The following is a 17373-nucleotide window of genomic DNA, read 5'->3' as shown; positions in this document are numbered from 1 at the left end:
AAACTAGTGGAATTCGCTCGATATGAAAACCGAAATAAAGCTTGTCGACTATCTTGCCTCCCGCAGGTCCATCCCGGCCTTTCAGATGGGTGAGCCAGGACCCAGCAAGGCGGAAGTCGCGGAAATGCTGAAGCTCGCCTCGCGCGTGCCGGATCATGGCAAATTGGCGCCGTGGCGCTTCATTGTCTATCGGGGCGAGGAGAGGGCGCGCATCAGCGCCGAACTGAAGAAGATGGCGCTTGCCGCCAAGCCGGACATGCCGGAAGAGATGATCAAGGTCGAGGAGGCGCGGCTGACGCGCGCGCCGGTCGTGGTCGCCGTGGTCAGCAAGGCGGCGCCGCATTTCAAGATTCCGGAATGGGAGCAGCAGATGTCGGCTGGTGCCGTCTGCCTCAATCTGCTGATGGCCGCAAATGCGCTCGGTTACGCATCGAACTGGCTGACCGAATGGTATGCCTTCGAGGAACGGGCCTATCCGCTGCTCGGCGTGGCGCCGGGCGAGAAGATTGCGGGCTTCATTCACATCGGCACTGCAATGGTGCCGCCGACGGAGCGCCCCAGGCCCGAACTCGAGGAGATCGTCACCTGGGTCGGGGAGGGCGACTGATGTTCTACGACACCGCCGGAAACGGGCACGGCCTGCCGCACGATCCCTTCAAGGCGATCGTGTCGCCGAGACCGATCGGCTGGATCGGCACGCGCGCGGCCGATGGGGCGCTGAACCTTGGGCCCTATTCCTTTTTCAACGCCATCAGCGACCGGCCGAAGCTCGTGATGTTCGCCTCGAGCGGCTACAAGGATTCCGTACGCAACATCGAGGCGACCGGGGAGTTCACCGCGAGCTTTGCCAGCCGCAACCTGAGCGAGGCGGTCAATCTCACCTCGGTGGCTGCCCCGCATGGTGAAAGCGAGTTCGAGATCGCAGGACTGACGCCCGTAGAGGGAAGGCTCGTGAAGGCTCCCTTCGTGGGCGAGGCATTCGCGGCGCTGGAATGCCGGATGACGGAGATCTTCCGTCCCAAGGGTATCGACGGCGTCGTTTCCGACAGCTATGTCGTCATCGGCGCAGTGGTCGGCATTCACATCCGCGAGGAGGCCATCCGCGATGGGCGGTTCGACATGGCGACCGTCAAGCCGCTCGCCCGGCTCGGCTACATGGACTATTGCGATGGCGGCGACGTCTTCGAGATGATGCGGCCTGTTCGCTAGATCAGGTTCTAGACTTCCGGCACGACGCCTGCAGCGGCAAGAAGATCGATCTGCTGCGGCGAGCGGAGGGCAATGCTCGAAAAGCCGTTCTCCACGCTGTTTTTCCACAGGCGCCGCACGGTCGCCTCGTCATCGGCGTCGACCGGCAGCATGTCGTAAGCCGCGATGCGGGCCTCGCAGGCTCTCAGGACTGCCGCAGCACGGCCGGCTCGAACGACGGCCGGCACGTCGCCAGTTTCGGTCACGCGCCTGCAACCACACGCTTCGGCCAGGGCTGAGGCATCGAACACCAGTGCCGAGAGGCGCGATGAGGCACCCGCCAGCGAGTGAGGCGACAGGACGCTTTCCGGCGTCGTCGCGTATTCCGCAAGAATCACCGTTCGTCCCTGGGGCTTGCCGGCCGCCGCCTCGGCGACCTTGAGCAGCACATCGAGCCGTTGAATGTCTGCGGGGCCGCGGCATCCTGCCAGAACGACGCCGTCGAAGCTGGTGCCGATCAAAGCGGCAAGTTCGTCTTCGCCAGGATCGCCACTCGTTTCGATTCGGGCGAGCAACAGGCAGCCGGCGTCCTGTCGAGGCAGATCCGAGGGCGGCAGGCCAGTTTCGCTCCCGGCAATCACGACCGCTCGGAAGGCGGTCAGGATCTCCCTGCGAGGCACCGGTTCGCCGGCCGGCAGATACAGGAACGGTAGGATGGTTTGCGCGCCGTTAACAGACATGGTGAACCAATCTTAAACCTTTGGCCGCTAGGCTTCGAGCATGGGGCTGCTCGGGTGACTAGTGGGGCATAGGTGATCATACAAGCATTTCTTCGCTGGGTGGAAACGGCGAAAGCCAGCGAACGCGCCAGTGCTGCCAGTGCGCTTGGTCGCGCCTTTGCTCAGGCCGATGTGAACGGCATCGATCGGCAGGCGGTCGAAATGGCGATGACCTTTCTCCTCGACGATCCTTCGCCCAAGGTGCGGCGGTCTCTTGCCGAGGCGCTGGCGGATTGCCCGATTGTGCCGCGCTCGATCATCAAGGCGCTTGCGCAGGACCAGCCCGAGATTGCCTACATTGCGATTTCCCGCTCACCGGTCTTGAATGACGACGATCTTGTCGACATGGCGGCGGACGGCGGCGCGGAGATGCGGGCGCTGATCGCCTCCCGCAGCGCCGTCTCATGCGCGGTTGCGGCTGCCATCGCCGAGATCGGCGGCGAGGAAGAGGTGCTCATCCTGTTGGAAAATCCGGGGGCCAGGCTTTCTCCGGGCTCGTTGCGGCGAATTGCCGACCGCCTCGGCGATAGCGTGGCCGCCCGCGGCCTGTTGCTCGAGCGTCATGATCTGCCGAGCGACGCGCGCCAGACCCTCGCCGAAAAAGCCGGCGCGGCGCTTGCGGCGTCCGACCTGGTACGCGCCGTTATCGGCGAGGACCGGGCGCAGCGTGTCGTGCGGGAGACTTGCGACGCGGCAGCGCTGACGCTTTCGTCGGCTTCCGCGAGGGAGGAATTGCAGCGGATGATTGCCGCTCTCCGCAAAACCGGCCGCCTGACGCCGGCTCTGCTGCTGACGGCGCTTTGCAGCGGCAGGACGGAGTTTTTTTCTGCGGCAATCGTGGATCTGTCCGGAGTCCCGGAGAAGCGCGTCCGGTCGATCCTTTCGGGCGGGCGATTCCACTCGATCAGGGCTCTCCTCGAAACTGCGGGGCTTGGCCGTGAAGTGAGCGGAATGTTTTCGGAGGCCGTATTGTTCTGCCAATGCGAGGCAGATGCGGATCACGATGGAGCCTCCCTCTCCGTGGCCGCCAGACTTTCGGATCGCCTTCGCCGCCGAAGCTTCGGCGCATATCACGCCGTCGCCGAACTCGCGGAGCGGCTGGCTTTTGCCGAGCAGCGGCAGAGGGCGCGCAACTACGCCTTGTTGCTCTCCCGCCAGGCCGCGTAAGACGGCTTGATTACCTCAATTGCCGAATCGGCGCGCCACCCAGGAATAGCCGTCTTCGACGTAGTGGACCGGCGCACTGACGATCGCCTTCAGTTTCTCCCGGTCGGGTACGGCGCCGCTGATCAATGCCAGGGCGCGCCTCGGCAAGGTTGGTTCTCCGCCTTCTGCCGTTGATGTTGTGTTTTGCTGCACGCCCGGCTGAGCCGGAAGCGTTGCATTCAGCTCCGGAACCGGCTCGCTTTCCGCCGTCATGCCCGGCCCTGAGCTCTCGCACACGGCCACCACGACGGGGTAGTTCCTGTCGGAGAACCGCGGCAGTTCCTTTTGCGATTCCGTGTCGCACTGCGCGATCGACGGCCAGTCGCCGTTCACGGTCGAGATGTAATGGCATTGGGTAACGTTGTCGTCGCAACCGAGAATGGTCATGACGATCAGGGCGGCTTTCATGGTCACTCTTCCGTTCAGATGATGACGACGCTTGTTTATGGCCGTCCGATTCTTTCCAAAGAAGGGCAAAAGCCGGCGGGCGCCGAAACAAATTGTTTCTCCCCGTTACGCGGATTGATTGTAGTAGCTGCGAAATTGCGTCGTTTGGCGTATTGGTCCCGGCGATCTTCGGCATTAGAGCGTTGAAATCATGTGCTTCCGGACGGGACCGAATGGAGAGACTGAAATGACCGCCGTAACCATCGCCGAAGAGTCGCCGCGCCAGCCGGCCGTCATCCGCCTGCTCGAATTGTCCGACGCCTATGCGGCATCGCTCTATCCGGCCGAAAGCAATCATCTGGTCGATCTGTCTCAGTTGGAGCAGCCCACCGTATCCTTTTTCGTGGCCCGCCGTGACGGCGAAGTCGTCGGCTGCTGTGGCCTCGTCGAAGCGGGCGACGGTACGGCCGAGATCAAGCGGATGTTCGTCGACCCGGAGGCGAGGGGGCTGAAGCTTGGCAAGCTGCTCTTATCGGCTCTCGAAGCCAAAGCGGCAAAGCTCGGTCTCACGGCAATCCGTCTGGAGACCGGCATCTATCAGCCGGAAGCGATCGGTCTCTATAAGGCATCCGGCTACGTGGAGTGCGCGCCGTTCGGCAGCTATCTACCTGATCCGCTGAGCTTGTTCATGGAAAAACCGGTTCGGCAGGAGGCGTGAGGGGCGATCGCGAGTTTCAGATGTCCAGGTTGTCCGCGAAGACGGCGCGCTCCTGGATGAAACGGAAGCGGGCCTCGGCTTTCGTTCCCATCAGGCTGTCGACGGCATCGCGGGTGCCCTCGAAGTCGACATCGTCGATTTCGACCTTGAGGAGCGTCCGCTTGGCCGGGTCCATCGTGGTTTCCTTGAGCTGCGCGGGCAGCATCTCGCCGAGGCCCTTGAACCGCCCGAGTTCGACTTTGCCGCGACCATTGAACTCCGTCCGCATCAGCTCTTCGCGATGCGCGTCGTCGCGGGCATAAAGCGTCTTGGAACCCTGGCTCAGGCGATAGAGCGGCGGCACGGCGAGATAGAGATGGCCTCCGCGGATGAGCTCCGGCATCTCCTGATAGAAGAAGGTGATCAGAAGAGAGGCGATGTGCGCACCGTCGACGTCGGCGTCGGTCATGATGATGATGCGCTCGTAGCGCAGGTCCTCTTCGCGATACTTCGAGCGCGTGCCGCAGCCGAGCGCCTGGACGAGATCGCCGATCTGCTGATTGGCACCGAGCTTCTCGCGGCCGGCGCTGGCGACGTTGAGGATCTTGCCGCGCAGCGGCAGGATCGCCTGGTTGGCGCGGTTGCGCGCCTGTTTGGCCGAACCGCCGGCCGAGTCCCCTTCGACGATGAAGAGTTCGGCACCTTCCGCCGTATTCTGGGCGCAGTCCGCGAGCTTGCCCGGCAGGCGCAGCTTGCGGACCGCCGTCTTGCGGCTGACTTCCTTTTCCTTGCGCCGGCGTACACGCTCCTCGGCGCGCTCCACCACCCAGTCGAGAAGCTTGGCCGCCTCTGCCGGATTGTCGGCGAGATAATGGTCGAAAGGATCGCGAAGCGCGTTTTCGACGATGCGCTGCGCCTCCACCGTTGCCAGCTTGTCCTTCGTCTGACCGACGAATTCCGGCTCCCGAATGAAGACCGAGAGCATGCCTGCCGCAGAGATCATGACATCGTCCGTGGTGACGATCGCAGCGCGCTTGTTCTGTGTGAGCTCGGCGTAGTTCTTGAGCCCCTTCGTCAGCGCAATGCGCAGACCCGCCTCGTGCGTTCCCCCTTCGGGCGTCGGGATGGTGTTGCAGTAGGAATGGATCTGCTGGTCGCCGCCATACCAGGTGACAGCCCATTCGAGCGAACCGTGGCCACCGGACTTTTCCGATTTGCCGGCGAAAATCTCGCGGGTGACCGTGAATTCCTTGCCGAGCGTGGCGGCGAGATAGTCCTTGAGGCCGCCGGGGAAATGAAACACGGCCCTGTCCGGGATTTCCGAACCTTCCGGCAGGAGCGCCGGATCGCAGGACCAGCGGATTTCCACACCGCCGAAGAGATAGGCCTTGGAGCGGGCCATTCGGAAAAGCCGCGCCGGCTCGAAGCGGGCATGCGGTCCGAAGATCTGCGGGTCGGGGTGGAAACGGACCCTGGTGCCGCGCCGGTTGTGTACGTCACCCAGGTCTTCGAGGCCGCCCTGCGCGATGCCGCGGGAGAAGCGCTGGCGATAGAGCCGGCGATTGCGGGCAACCTCGACTTCAAGGTCGTCCGACAGTGCGTTGACCACGGAAACGCCGACGCCGTGCAGGCCGCCGGAGGTCTCATAGGCCTTGCCGTCGAACTTGCCGCCGGCATGCAGCACCGTCATCACCACCTCGAGCGTCGACTTGCCGGGAAATTTCGGGTGGTTCTCGACCGGGATGCCGCGGCCGTTGTCGGTCACCGTCAGATAGCCGTCGGCGTCCAGGTTCACGTCGATGAAGTTGGCGTGTCCCGCGACCGCCTCGTCCATCGAGTTGTCGATGACCTCGGCGAACAGATGATGCAGGGCCTTTTCGTCCGTCCCGCCGATATACATGCCCGGACGGCGGCGGACCGGCTCCAGACCTTCCAGCACTTCGATTGCCGAGGCGTCGTAGTCGCTGCCGTCGCTCGTCTTGGGTGCGGGGCGCGACGCTTCGTTACCGGCGGCGGGGGCCGCGGGCTTGCGTGGCGCGGCATCCGCCGGCTTCGGCTGTTGGGGCATAGCGGAAAAAAGGTCGCTGCTGTCGTCCATGGAGCGTTCAGATCGTTCCTGTCTAATTGTCGGCTAGGCCATAGCAAGACCGCGGCGCGGCCGCCATCCTTTGTCGCGCGAATCACCGGAATTCTGCCAGAGTCTCGCCCGAAGGGCGAACAAAAGGCGAATTTCGATGCCCCGGAGGAAGAAATACCCTTTAATGAGCCAGATTTGCCGCGCCAGTGTTGCTTGGCCGAGGCGCCGGTGGCAAGGCAGGCGCCGAACGAGGGAGCCGATCGGGTGTCCATGTCCACAATTCTTTTCTCCATACGGCATCTGATCGGCGCGCTTCTTTTCGCGAGCCTTGCCGTTTCCGCAAGGGCCGAACCCGTTAAGCCCTACAAGGATGCGCTGTTTCGCTACAGCAAACTGCTTCAGGAGGCGGATGGCGGCGACTTCCGCGTTGTCGATTACCAGGAACTACGCGACATCAACGAGCGCGACCAGATACCCGAGCGGCGGGTGAAGCGCGCTTACGTGTCGCTCGGTGTCAAGGGCGTGCAGGTGAACGAGACGCTCGGTCTCGGCGAGCGGGGGCTTGACGTCACCCGCGTCGGCCCCGATCGCGGCGCCGCATTCACCGTGATCTTTATTCATGGTCGCGGCGGCGACCGCCGTCTCGGTGCCAATGATTTCGCCTTCGGAGGCAATTTCAATCGCCTCAAAAATCTGGCTGTCGTCAATGGCGGAACCTATTACGCTCCAAGCGTTAGGTCCTTCGATGCTGCGAGCGTAGCGGATGTTTCGGCACTGATCCGTTTCGCAGCGGAGCGTTCCGGCGGAAGGCCGGTAATCCTTTCCTGTGCCTCCATGGGAAGCTTCATCTGCTGGGGCATAGCCCGCCAAGAGGCAGCCGTCTCGGCCCTTGGCGGCGTGATGATCATGGGCGGCCCCGCCGACCCAGACTTTCGCAAGAGTGCCGCCTACGGCGCGCGGCTGCCGATACTCTTCAGCCACGGCAGCCGCGACAGCGTCTATCCGGCCGAGTCCCAGATCGCGCTCTACCGCAGCCTCAGATCGAAGGGCTATCCTGCCCGTTTCGTCCTGTTCGAAACAGGTTCGCATGGAACTCCGATCAGAATGACGGACTGGCGAGAGGCGCTGAACTGGATCCTTGACCGCTAGGCGATCGGTTGTGGAGTTGACGGCGGTAATGAGAATGGACGATTTCGAGGAAGCGGGTCGGTTTGGAAACCGGTCTCGACCGACCGTTTCACCCGATGACTACGAGGACGGCATAAGCTCGGTGGCCGCCATGGCGTTTCTTCCCGTCGGCAATGGCCTGAGCCACGGCGATGTTTGCCGCAACCAACTCGGGACGCTTATCGAAAGCAGGAAGCATAACCGCATCCTGTCTTTCGATCCGGGGAGCGGGACCATTCGCTGCGAGGCCGGCACTATCCTTGCCGACCTGCTGGCGCGCGCCGTTCCGCATCGCTTCTTTCTTCCCGTGACGCCGGCGACGGGCCTCGTCACCGTCGGCGGCGCCGTCGCCAACGACATCCACGGCGGCAATCACCATGCGCGCGGCTCCTTCGGCAATCACGTCCGGCGCCTGACCTTGCTGCGCTCGACGGGCCAACGCCTGGTCTGCTCGCCCGAGGAGAATGCGGAACTCTTCGCTGCGACGATCGGCGGCCTGGGACTGACCGGGCTGATCCTCGACGTCGAGCTTCGGTTGATGAAGGTGCCGTCGCCGCATGTCCAGCGGCACGTGCTTCGCTTCGATAGTCTCGATCGATATTTCACACTGGCCGAACGGGCCGAAGAGGAGCACGAGTATGCCGTAGCCTGGCTCGACCAGTTCGCGACGGGACGGCGCATGGGGAGGGGCGTCCTGTTCGCCGCGGATCACGCCGACGGCGCTTGCGAATATCCTGATATCCCGAAGGGGCCGAGGCTCGCCGTGCCTTTTTCGCCGCCCTTCAGTCTGTTCAACAGCGTGACGCTGAAAATGCTGAACGAATACCGCTTTCGCAAGCACGACCGTGGTGAGACCGTGTCGACGCAGACGTGGACTTCCTACTTTCACCCTCTCGACGCGATCGGCGGGTGGCGCAGGCTCTACGGGCGGCGTGGCCTCTGCCAGCATCAAAGCGTCTATCCCGTTGCGACCGCGCCGGAGACCACGGCGCGGTTGCTCGAAACAGCCCGCCGTGCCGGTCATGGGTCCGTACGGACGAAGCTGCACCGTTTCGGTGGCATAGCCTCCCCAGGGCTTCTCTCCTTTTCGAGGCCGGGCTTCGCCCTGACCATGGACTTTGCCAATCAAGGCGAGGCCACCGTCAAGCTGCTCGACGCTCTCGACCAGATTGCCGTCGTGGCCGGCGGTGCAGTCAATCCGTGCCAGGACTTCCGCATGAGCCCAGCCATCTTCGAAGCATCATTTCCCGCCTGGAAAAGGCTGGAGGCGCTGCGCGATCCGGCAATGGTCTCGGACTTCTGGCGGCGCACGGCCCTGGCGCCCGGGCAAACCTAACGCTTCTGCCCCCTTATGTTCATGTCGAACTCCACGACGTTGGAGTAAATGGGCGTCCCGACGGTCATGCCGTAGGGCGAGCGGCGGATGCTGCCGCGGATCGTGAAGGAAATCGAGCGCCTGTTCCAATCGGTGAGCCTCACGTCGAAGCGCTCCTTGCGGCTCTTGCCGCGGGCGGTGAGAACGCCCTCGATCGTTGCGGTATCCGGGCCGGTCTGGCTGACGCCGGTAGAGCGGAAGGTCACGGTCCTGTGGTTGGCTGCATCGAACACTGCGCTGGAGCGCAGGAAGTCCTCGATCCGGCGCTCAGTGGACCTTACGCTCTCCGGAAAAAGCGTGAACTCCACGGAGGATCGCCCGACGTCATCGCCATCGATCCGGAATATGCCCGAGAATTTAGTGAAGCGGCCGGCAATGCCGCCGCTGCCACCCACTTGTCCCACGCTGAACTGGATGCTCGAGGAACTCGCGATGCGGTAGTTCCCGGCGGCGTCCGCAAGTGCCGGCGCTTTCGCCCCCGCAACCGGCGTCCCTGCGAGGGCAAGGGCGAGAAGCGCGAGCGGCAGGGCCACCGCCATGGACTGCTTGCCTGGGCTGGTCATGTTCGTTTCCTCTCGACAACGGTGTCGTCCTTTTCGGAAGTCTTGACGGTGCTGCCGGTGCGCGGCAGTGACCCGGAGCGAAGCATGCGGATGAGCACCAAGTCGCGCCTCATGAGATGGTGATAGAATGCTGCCGCCGCGTGGATCGCGACCAGGCCAAGCGTCACATAGGCGAGCATGGCATGGGCGAGGGCCCAGAACGCTTCCGAAGTCCCGGATTTCGGGAGCGGCAGATGCGGAATGATGATCAAGTTGAAATAGAAGCTCGGGATCGCCAGCGTCGAGACGGACACGACCGCCCAGCCGGACAGCGGCACGAGGAGTGCGAGCGCGATGAGCGACAGATGCGTGGCCCGTGCGGCCATGTGCTCCATCGGGCCAAGGGTCGGAGAAGCTGCCGGGCTGGTTTCCACGAGCCACCAGAGCATCCGAAACGCAGCCAGTCCCAAAGCGGTGAAGCCGAACGACTTGTGCCACTGGTAAAGGGAGAACTGCAGAGCCGGGTCGATCTCGATGCGCCGCATGACGAAGCCGGCGAGGATGAGCCCGAGGATCAGAACCGCGATCGTCCAGTGAAGGGCGATCGTCACCGTTCCGAACCCGTTGTCGCTGTTGCGCAGCATGGCAGACTCCGACGCCCGGCGCGTACGTCTACGTGATGGTAGAGCGTCTCCGCATTAGACGCCCGCGGCCTCGTTTTTATTCGCTTTCGCCCGGTCGATTCGCCATTGGGGCCGGACAGCCGGCAAAGCGTTATGGGGCGACGTATTCCGCAGAGCTTGTACCGCCGGCGCCGGAATAATCCGCCTGGGTGCTTTTTTTTACGCGAGCGATTTGCTACGCCGCTTGCCGAGACGAAGAGACCTGATCTGGAGGAGATCCCATGACGCCCGATATCCGCCCGCTCGTCGCCGGCAACTGGAAGATGAATGGAACACGTGCGTCTCTGGACCAGATCAAGGCAATGGCCGAGGGCGTCAAAGGCGACCTTTCCGCGAGGGTTGACGCCCTGATCTGCCCGCCCGCCACATTGCTTTACGTTGCGACCGCGCTTTGCGACGACAGCCCTTTGATGATCGGGGCGCAGGACTGCCACCAGAAACAGTCGGGAGCCCATACCGGCGAAGTCTCGGCTGAAATGGTCGCCGATTGCTTCGGCACGCATGTGATCGTCGGCCATTCCGAACGGCGCACCGATCATGGCGAAGGCGACGCACTGGTGCGTGCCAAGACGGAGGCAGCGCATGGAGCGGATCTCGTCGCGATCGTTTGCGTCGGTGAGACGGAAGAGGAGCGCAAGGCCGGCCGGACGCTCGATATTCTGAAGCGCCAACTCGCCGAGAGCCTGCCGGATCAGGCGACGGCCGAAAATACGGTGATCGCCTACGAACCCGTGTGGGCGATCGGCACCGGCCTGACGCCCACCGTGTCCGACGTCGAGGAGGCGCACGCCTTCATGCGCCGCGAGCTCGTCTCGCGCTTCGGCCCGGAAGGCGGCAAGATGCGGATCCTCTATGGAGGTTCCGTCAAGCCTTCGAATGCGAAGGAACTCATGGGCGTTGCCAATGTCGACGGCGCCCTGATCGGCGGCGCGAGCTTGAAAGCCGATGATTTCCTCGCCATCTACAGGGCCTATGAAGAATTGACTGCCTGATTGCCGCGGGACTTGGAATAGCTGGCGGCTTGGTATAAAGAGGCGCCAAATTGACGCGGCCCCACGGTGAGGCCGGCGTCGTTCGATTCGCATGCCCCGCAGAGGGCAGGACTGGAAGCTGATGCAGACCGTACTACTCGTCATCTATCTCATGGTGGTCGTCGCCCTGATCGGCGTCGTTCTCATTCAGCGTTCCGAAGGCGGCGGTCTCGGGATCGGCGGCGGCTCGGGCTTCATGTCCGCGCGTGGCACGGCCAATGCGCTGACCCGAACGACCGCGGTTCTGGCCTTCCTTTTCTTCGCCCTGGCGCTGGCGATGGGCATCCTGTCGCGCTACGAGCCGCAGGCGACCGACATTCTCGACCGTATCCCGGGAACGAGCTCGAGCGGCGGGGTACTCGATTCGCTCGGTGGCGGTCAGCCCGCACCGGCCGGCGGAAACACCGAGGCTCCGGCCAATGGCAACGGCGCCAATAACGCCGCACCGGCAGGTGGCACTGCCGCGCCTCAGGCCCCGGCAGGTGCCGCACCTGCCGCTCCGGCCCCCGCAGCCCCGGCTGATGGCGCCAACGGCAATACGGGATCGCAAGTTCCGAGCGGTCAGTAAGGCCGCAAATCAGAAGATCTGCCGGCGGATGCCCTTCATCCGCCGGTTTTGTTTTGTGTGAAATCTGCCATTCCGCACGGAAAATTCTGAAAGACGAATTTTTCGGTGGCGGAATCGTTTGTGAAAAGGTATCCGGTGACTCCCATGGCGCGATATGTATTCATCACTGGCGGCGTGGTCTCCTCCCTCGGAAAAGGCATCGCTGCGGCCGCTCTTGGAGCGTTGCTGCAGGCGCGTGGCTACCGTGTGAGGCTGCGCAAGCTCGATCCCTACCTGAACGTCGATCCGGGCACCATGAGCCCCACCCAGCACGGCGAGGTGTTCGTCACCGACGACGGCGCGGAAACGGACCTCGATCTCGGGCACTACGAGCGTTTCACGGGGCGCTCGGCGACCAAGACCGACAACATCACCACGGGCCGGATCTACAAGAACATCATCGACAAGGAGCGGCGTGGCGACTATCTCGGCGCGACGGTCCAGGTGATCCCGCACGTCACAAATGAAATCAAGAACTTCGTCACCGAAGGCAATGAGGACTACGATTTCGTCATCTGCGAAATCGGCGGCACGGTCGGCGATATCGAGGCGATGCCCTTCATGGAGGCGATCCGCCAGCTCGGCAACGATCTGCCGCGCGGCACCGCCGTCTATGTCCATTTGACGCTGATGCCCTACATTCCGGCCGCGGGCGAGCTGAAGACCAAGCCGACCCAGCATTCCGTGAAAGAACTGCAGGCGCTCGGCATTCATCCGGACATCCTGCTCGTGCGCGCCGACCGGGAAATCCCGGAAGCGGAACGCCGCAAGCTGTCGCTCTTCTGCAATGTCCGCCAGTCCGCGGTCATCCAGGCGCTCGACGTCGCTTCGATCTATGACGTGCCGATCGCCTATCACAAGGAAGGGCTCGACAACGAAGTGCTTGCCGCCTTCGGCATCGAGCCGGCGCCGAAGCCGCGCATGGAAGCCTGGGAAGATGTGGCGCACCGGATCCGCACGCCGGAAGGCGAAGTGACGATCGCGATCGTCGGCAAATATACCGGCCTGAAGGATGCCTATAAGTCGCTGATCGAGGCGCTCTACCATGGCGGCATCGCCAATCGCGTCAAGGTCAAGCTCGAGTGGATCGAGTCGGAGGTCTTCGAAAAGGAGGACCCGGCGCCCTATCTGGAAAAGGTCCACGGCATTCTCGTTCCGGGCGGCTTCGGCGAACGCGGCTCGGAAGGCAAGATCAATGCGGCGCGCTTTGCCCGCGAGCGCAAGGTGCCCTATTTCGGCATCTGCTTCGGCATGCAGATGGCGGTCGTCGAAGCGGCGCGCAATCTCGCCGGTATCGAAAAGGCGTCTTCGACGGAATTCGGCCCGACCAAGGAGCCGGTCGTCGGCCTGATGACCGAGTGGGTGAAGGGCAATGAACTCGAGAAGCGGTCCGCCGCGGGCGATCTCGGCGGCACCATGCGCCTCGGCGCCTATCGCGCAGCCTTGAAGCCCGATACCAAGATCGCCGGCATCTATGGGTCCCCCGATATTTCCGAGCGTCACCGCCACCGCTACGAGGTCAATGTCGATTACAAGAGCCGACTGGAATCCTGTGGCCTGGTTTTCTCCGGCATGTCCCCGGACGGCGTTCTGCCGGAGACGATCGAGTATCCCGACCATCCCTGGTTCATCGGCGTTCAGTACCATCCGGAACTGAAGTCGCGTCCGCTCGATCCGCACCCGCTCTTTTCGAGCTTCATCGAGGCAGCGCTCGAACAGTCCCGGCTTGTGTAGCCGGATCACCGAACGGGCAATCACTTCTGCGGCCGCCTGCAAGAGGCGGCCGTTCGCATTTCCGGTCACGGTGCCGGGCGCCCCGCCGCCGCGCTTGCAATCGGCGGTCAAAAGTTGCAAACAGCGGCAAACCGGTCATCAGGGAATCCGCCATGAGCCAATCCAAGCGAACCGCCCGCCCGCTCGATCATCTCGTGCTGCCGGTGGCCGATCTCGCGCGGACGAGGCAGCGCCTGGCGGCGCTCGGCTTCACGGTTGCCGATGAGGCGCGCCACCCCTTCGGCACCGCAAATGCCTGCGTCTTCTTCTCGGACGACACATATCTGGAGCCGCTCGCGGTCGCTTCGCGGGAGGAATGCGAGGCAGCCGCGCTTGAAGGCAACGCCTTCGTGGCGCGTGACCAGGCGTTTCGTTTTCGCCAGGGGGCGGAGGGCCTGTCCGCCGTCGTGCTCGGGACGCCGGACGCTGCCGAAGATCACATCCGTTTCCGCTCGCGCGGCATCTCCGGCGGCGAAATGCTCGAATTCTCACGGCCTTTGCGGCTGCCCGACGGGCGCGAAGGGCTCGGTTCCTTCCGGCTTTCCTTTGCCGCGGACCTGCGTTCGCCGGACTTTTTCCTTTTTGCCTGCCAGCGCCTGCGTGCGCTGCCGGTCGACAGCAGCTCGCTTCACCGCCATGGAAACGGCGTGCTCGGCATTGCCGAGGTCGTGCTTTCGGAGCAGAACCCGACGGATTTCCAGTATCTTCTGCAGGAAGCCGTGGACGAGCGCGAGGTCTCGGCCCATTCCTTCGGCATGGACATCCAGGCAGGCAGTGCCAAAATCAACGTCCTGACCCCGGCCGGCGTGGAGGCATTCTTCGGTCGCTCGATCGAGGGTGCGGAGCGCGGCTTGCGGGGTCGCGCCGTGGTCTTCCGCGTGAGCGATCTGGAGGCCACGCGGGCGCTGTTCGCGCAGAACGATATTGAATTTGCAGAAATGGGCGGACGCCTCATTGTTCCGGAAGCGCCGGGTCAGGGTGTAGTCTTCGCCTTTGGAGGATGATGATGGAAACCAATTCAAGGATCGTCGTCGGCGAAGGTGCCGGCCAGGTGGTGTTCTCGCAGAAGGAACGGCTGACACTGATCGCCGGACCCTGCCAGATGGAGAGCCGCGAACACGCCTTCATGATTGCGGGGGAGCTCGTCGAGCTCTGCAGATCGCTCGGGCTCGGACTCGTCTATAAATCTTCGTTCGACAAGGCGAACCGCACCTCGCTTTCCGGCAAACGCGGCATCGGGCTCGACAAGGCGATGGAGGTCTTCGCCGACCTCAAGCGGGAGTTCGGTTTTCCGGTGCTGACGGATATCCATACGGAAGAGCAATGCGCTGCCGTGGCCGAGACCGTCGACATCCTGCAGATCCCGGCCTTTCTGTCACGGCAGACGGATCTGCTCGTCGCGGCCGCGAAGACGGGGCGGACGATCAACGTCAAGAAGGGCCAGTTCCTCGCCCCCTGGGACATGAAGAACGTCCTTGCCAAGTTCACCGAGAGCGGCAACCCGAACGTGCTTCTCTGCGAGCGCGGCGCTTCCTTCGGCTATAATACGCTGGTCTCCGACATGCGCTCGCTGCCGATCATGGCGGCACTCGGCGCTCCGGTCGTCTTCGATGCGACCCATTCCGTGCAGCAGCCGGGCGGCCAGGGAGGCTCCACGGGCGGCCAGCGTGAGTTCGTAGAGACATTGGCGCGTGCGGCCGTCGCCGTCGGTGTCGCCGGTGTCTTCGTCGAGACCCATGAGGATCCCGACAATGCTCCCTCCGACGGTCCGAACATGGTGCCGCTGAAGGACATGCCGCGGCTGCTCGAGAAACTGCTCGCCTTTGACGCGGTTGCGAAAGCGTGAGCCGGTGCCGCGCTTCGTGAATTTTTCATGAAGCGGCCCAGCGGTCCGGATTTTGCGATCCCGACGCCATTGTAATTTCAAGGCCGTGAATTAAGACAGGCCGACCATCATCATCGTCCACAAGGGAAGAGATCATGACTGCAATCATCGACATCATCGGCCGAGAAATCCTCGACAGCCGCGGCAACCCGACCGTCGAGGTCGATGTCCATCTCGAGGATGGCAGTTTCGGTCGCGCGGCGGTTCCCTCGGGCGCCTCCACCGGTGCGCATGAGGCGGTTGAGCTGCGCGATGGCGGCACGCGTTATCTCGGCAAGGGCGTCGAGCGCGCCGTCGATGCGGTGAACGGCGAGATCTTCGAGGCGATCGGCGGTCTCGACGCTGAAAACCAGATCCAGATCGACCGTACCATGATCGAGCTCGACGGCACGCCGAACAAGTCGCGCCTCGGCGCCAACGCCATTCTCGGCGTTTCGCTCGCCGTCGCGAAGGCCGCTGCGGAAGCCTCCGGCCTGCCGCTCTACCGCTATGTCGGCGGCCCGAACGCGCATCTCCTGCCCGTTCCGATGATGAACATCATCAATGGCGGCGCGCACGCCGACAATCCGATCGACTTCCAGGAATTCATGATCATGCCGGTCGGCGCCGAGACCCTGAAGGACGCCGTCCGCATGGGTTCGGAAGTCTTCCACACGCTGAAGAAGCAGCTCGCCGCGGATGGCCATAACACCAATGTCGGCGACGAAGGCGGCTTTGCGCCGGGCCTCGCTTCGGCGCCTGCAGCCCTCGACTTCATCATGAAGTCGATCGAGAAGGCCGGTTACAAACCTGGCGAGGACATGTATGTCGCCCTCGACTGCGCTTCGACCGAATTCTTCAAGGACGGCAAATACGTGCTCGAGGGTGAGGGCCGTACGCTGGAGCCGGGCGCCATGGCCGAGTATCTCGCCGAGCTCGCCGGCAAATATCCGATCATCTCGATCGAGGACGGCATGGCTGAAGACGATTGGGACGGCTGGAAATCCCTGACCGACCTCGTCGGCAACAAGTGCCAGCTTGTCGGCGACGACCTGTTCGTCACCAATTCTGCGCGCCTGCGCGACGGCATCAAGATGGGCGTCGCGAACTCCATCCTCGTCAAGGTCAACCAGATCGGATCGCTTTCGGAAACGCTCGATGCGGTCGAGACCGCGCACAAGGCGCGTTATACCGCCGTCATGTCGCACCGCTCCGGCGAGACCGAGGATTCGACGATTGCCGACCTCGCGGTCGCCACCAATTGCGGTCAGATCAAGACCGGCTCGCTCGCACGTTCCGACCGGCTCGCCAAGTACAACCAGTTGATCCGTATCGAGGAACAGCTCGGCCCGCAGGCGCAATATGCCGGCCGCTCGATCTTGCGCGGTTGATTGAAGGCGGGGCGGGGGTAGTTTTCCGCCCCTCATCCGCCTGCCGGCACCTTCTCCCCGTTCTGACGCTACGGCATGCACATATCTCTTGCGCGCCGGTGCGGCGGATACTGCTGATGAAAGGGATCCCTCGGGAACCCAACCGCCTCAACCCCGCTCGGTCGGGGTTGCCCCTCAACCGGCTGCCGCCACCTTCTCCCCGCAGGCGGGGAGAAGGGATATGCCGCGCCCGCTCGCTCCCTCGGGCGGGCGGTGAATGCGGGGTTCAGTTGGCGCCGCTTGTCCCTTCTCCCCGCCTGCGGGGAGAAGGTGGCGCAGGCGGATGAGGGGCGGGTGACCGCTAATGCCAATGTTAGCGCATATGGGTTTGATCCTGAGGACCCATCCGCAAGCCTCGCCACTGCTGGAAATACAGATGCCGCCACTCCGGAGTAAGTCCGCGAAGGGCTGGACAACAAGAGATATGTGCATGCCGTAGCGTTCTGACGGGGAGAAGGGACAAGCGGCGGCGCTACGAGTCCCTTCGCCCCGCTTGCGGGGAGAAGGTGCCGGCAGGCGGATGAGGGGCCGCCGCGATTTCATTGCCGATGGCCGGCCGACGGCACT

Annotated in this window: 17 protein-coding genes; 12 read left to right on the top strand and 5 right to left on the bottom strand. The window is 63.5% G+C overall.

Annotated elements, in window-relative coordinates; translation table 11 throughout:
• Positions 1-22: 22 nt before the first annotated feature.
• Positions 23-607: a nitroreductase family protein gene (locus tag M1D34_RS08465; protein ID WP_003534715.1), complete on the top strand. Its 585-nt coding sequence runs from the start codon at positions 23-25 to the stop codon at positions 605-607.
• Positions 607-1209, top strand: a complete 603-nt coding sequence (locus M1D34_RS08460; RefSeq protein WP_498781601.1) for a flavin reductase family protein — start codon at positions 607-609, stop codon at positions 1207-1209. The genes M1D34_RS08465 and M1D34_RS08460 overlap by 1 nt, the downstream gene beginning before the upstream one ends.
• A gap of 8 nt (positions 1210-1217) precedes the next feature.
• On the opposite strand, the gene M1D34_RS08455 is transcribed toward M1D34_RS08460, so the two are convergent.
• Positions 1218-1928: an aldolase/citrate lyase family protein gene (locus M1D34_RS08455; RefSeq protein ID WP_498781599.1), complete on the bottom strand. Its 711-nt coding sequence runs from the start codon at positions 1926-1928 to the stop codon at positions 1218-1220.
• A 72-nt stretch (positions 1929-2000) separates the two neighbouring features.
• On the opposite strand from M1D34_RS08455, the gene M1D34_RS08450 reads away from it, so the two are divergent.
• The gene (locus M1D34_RS08450) at positions 2001-3134 is read left to right on the top strand and encodes a DUF2336 domain-containing protein (RefSeq protein WP_498781597.1); all 1134 of its coding nucleotides are present in this window, start codon (positions 2001-2003) and stop codon (positions 3132-3134) included.
• Positions 3135-3149: 15 nt separating this feature from the next.
• Here the strand turns inward: M1D34_RS08450 and M1D34_RS08445 are convergent, their stop codons facing one another.
• Positions 3150-3581, bottom strand: coding sequence for a hypothetical protein (locus tag M1D34_RS08445; RefSeq protein ID WP_003534723.1), 432 nt, complete (start codon positions 3579-3581; stop codon positions 3150-3152).
• A 226-nt stretch (positions 3582-3807) separates the two neighbouring features.
• Between M1D34_RS08445 and M1D34_RS08440 the strand changes: the two genes are divergently transcribed.
• Positions 3808-4278, top strand: coding sequence for a GNAT family N-acetyltransferase (locus M1D34_RS08440; RefSeq protein WP_003534724.1), 471 nt, complete (start codon positions 3808-3810; stop codon positions 4276-4278).
• A gap of 16 nt (positions 4279-4294) precedes the next feature.
• On the opposite strand, the gene parE is transcribed toward M1D34_RS08440, so the two are convergent.
• Positions 4295-6355 (bottom strand): DNA topoisomerase IV subunit B, encoded by a 2061-nt coding sequence (gene parE / locus M1D34_RS08435; protein ID WP_003534725.1) that lies wholly within the window; start codon positions 6353-6355, stop codon positions 4295-4297.
• Positions 6356-6547: 192 nt separating this feature from the next.
• Here parE and M1D34_RS08430 point away from each other — a divergent pair, with 192 nt between their 5' ends.
• Together M1D34_RS08430 and M1D34_RS08425 are read left to right on the top strand one after the other, a co-directional pair.
• Positions 6548-7483 (top strand): alpha/beta hydrolase, encoded by a 936-nt coding sequence (locus M1D34_RS08430; protein ID WP_498781594.1) that lies wholly within the window; start codon positions 6548-6550, stop codon positions 7481-7483.
• Positions 7484-7511: 28 nt separating this feature from the next.
• On the top strand, positions 7512-8837 hold the full coding sequence (locus M1D34_RS08425) for an FAD-binding oxidoreductase (protein ID WP_498781592.1): 1326 nt from the start codon (positions 7512-7514) through the stop codon (positions 8835-8837).
• Here M1D34_RS08425 and M1D34_RS08420 read toward each other — a convergent pair.
• Together M1D34_RS08420 and M1D34_RS08415 are read right to left on the bottom strand one after the other, a co-directional pair.
• Positions 8834-9439: a YceI family protein gene (locus M1D34_RS08420; RefSeq protein WP_498781590.1), complete on the bottom strand. Its 606-nt coding sequence runs from the start codon at positions 9437-9439 to the stop codon at positions 8834-8836. The two genes, M1D34_RS08425 and M1D34_RS08420, sit on opposite strands and share 4 nt — an antisense overlap.
• A complete protein-coding gene (locus M1D34_RS08415) occupies positions 9436-10062 on the bottom strand; it encodes a cytochrome b (protein WP_498781588.1) in 627 nt (208 codons plus the stop codon). Before M1D34_RS08415 ends, M1D34_RS08420 begins: the two co-directional genes overlap by 4 nt.
• A gap of 260 nt (positions 10063-10322) precedes the next feature.
• Between M1D34_RS08415 and tpiA the strand changes: the two genes are divergently transcribed.
• The 6 genes from tpiA to eno all read left to right on the top strand — a co-directional run bounded on the left by tpiA (position 10323) and on the right by eno (position 16767).
• A complete protein-coding gene (gene tpiA, locus M1D34_RS08410) occupies positions 10323-11093 on the top strand; it encodes a triose-phosphate isomerase (RefSeq protein ID WP_015241144.1) in 771 nt (256 codons plus the stop codon).
• A 121-nt stretch (positions 11094-11214) separates the two neighbouring features.
• Positions 11215-11700: a preprotein translocase subunit SecG gene (gene secG / locus M1D34_RS08405; RefSeq protein WP_003534731.1), complete on the top strand. Its 486-nt coding sequence runs from the start codon at positions 11215-11217 to the stop codon at positions 11698-11700.
• Between the two features lie 135 nt (positions 11701-11835).
• Entirely contained in the window at positions 11836-13473 is a 1638-nt protein-coding gene (gene pyrG / locus M1D34_RS08400; protein WP_162098018.1) for a CTP synthase, read from the top strand.
• A 152-nt stretch (positions 13474-13625) separates the two neighbouring features.
• Positions 13626-14516 carry a VOC family protein gene (locus tag M1D34_RS08395; RefSeq protein WP_003534734.1) on the top strand — a complete coding sequence of 297 codons (891 nt, stop codon included), beginning with the start codon at positions 13626-13628 and terminating at the stop codon, positions 14514-14516.
• Entirely contained in the window at positions 14516-15358 is an 843-nt protein-coding gene (gene kdsA, locus M1D34_RS08390) for a 3-deoxy-8-phosphooctulonate synthase (RefSeq protein ID WP_192937776.1), read from the top strand. The genes M1D34_RS08395 and kdsA overlap by 1 nt, the downstream gene beginning before the upstream one ends.
• Positions 15359-15492: 134 nt before the next feature.
• Positions 15493-16767: a phosphopyruvate hydratase gene (gene eno, locus M1D34_RS08385; RefSeq protein WP_015241146.1), complete on the top strand. Its 1275-nt coding sequence runs from the start codon at positions 15493-15495 to the stop codon at positions 16765-16767.
• Positions 16768-17373: the final 606 nt, after the last annotated feature.

The sequence above is a fragment of the Ensifer sp. D2-11 genome (assembly GCF_054161295.1).
This window is presented reverse-complemented; position numbering and strand designations above follow the sequence as displayed.

Coding starts and splice junctions, on each gene's coding strand:
- M1D34_RS08465 (WP_003534715.1), top strand. CDS start 23: ATGAAAACCGAAATAAAGCTTGTCGACTATCTTGCCTCCCGCAGGTCC.
- M1D34_RS08460 (WP_498781601.1), top strand. CDS start 607: ATGTTCTACGACACCGCCGGAAACGGGCACGGCCTGCCGCACGATCCC.
- M1D34_RS08455 (WP_498781599.1), bottom strand. CDS start 1,928: ATGTCTGTTAACGGCGCGCAAACCATCCTACCGTTCCTGTATCTGCCG.
- M1D34_RS08445 (WP_003534723.1), bottom strand. CDS start 3,581: ATGAAAGCCGCCCTGATCGTCATGACCATTCTCGGTTGCGACGACAAC.
- M1D34_RS08440 (WP_003534724.1), top strand. CDS start 3,808: ATGACCGCCGTAACCATCGCCGAAGAGTCGCCGCGCCAGCCGGCCGTC.
- parE (WP_003534725.1), bottom strand. CDS start 6,355: ATGGACGACAGCAGCGACCTTTTTTCCGCTATGCCCCAACAGCCGAAG.
- M1D34_RS08425 (WP_498781592.1), top strand. CDS start 7,512: ATGAGAATGGACGATTTCGAGGAAGCGGGTCGGTTTGGAAACCGGTCT.
- M1D34_RS08420 (WP_498781590.1), bottom strand. CDS start 9,439: ATGACCAGCCCAGGCAAGCAGTCCATGGCGGTGGCCCTGCCGCTCGCG.
- M1D34_RS08415 (WP_498781588.1), bottom strand. CDS start 10,062: ATGCTGCGCAACAGCGACAACGGGTTCGGAACGGTGACGATCGCCCTT.
- tpiA (WP_015241144.1), top strand. CDS start 10,323: ATGACGCCCGATATCCGCCCGCTCGTCGCCGGCAACTGGAAGATGAAT.
- secG (WP_003534731.1), top strand. CDS start 11,215: ATGCAGACCGTACTACTCGTCATCTATCTCATGGTGGTCGTCGCCCTG.
- M1D34_RS08395 (WP_003534734.1), top strand. CDS start 13,626: ATGAGCCAATCCAAGCGAACCGCCCGCCCGCTCGATCATCTCGTGCTG.
- kdsA (WP_192937776.1), top strand. CDS start 14,516: ATGATGGAAACCAATTCAAGGATCGTCGTCGGCGAAGGTGCCGGCCAG.
- eno (WP_015241146.1), top strand. CDS start 15,493: ATGACTGCAATCATCGACATCATCGGCCGAGAAATCCTCGACAGCCGC.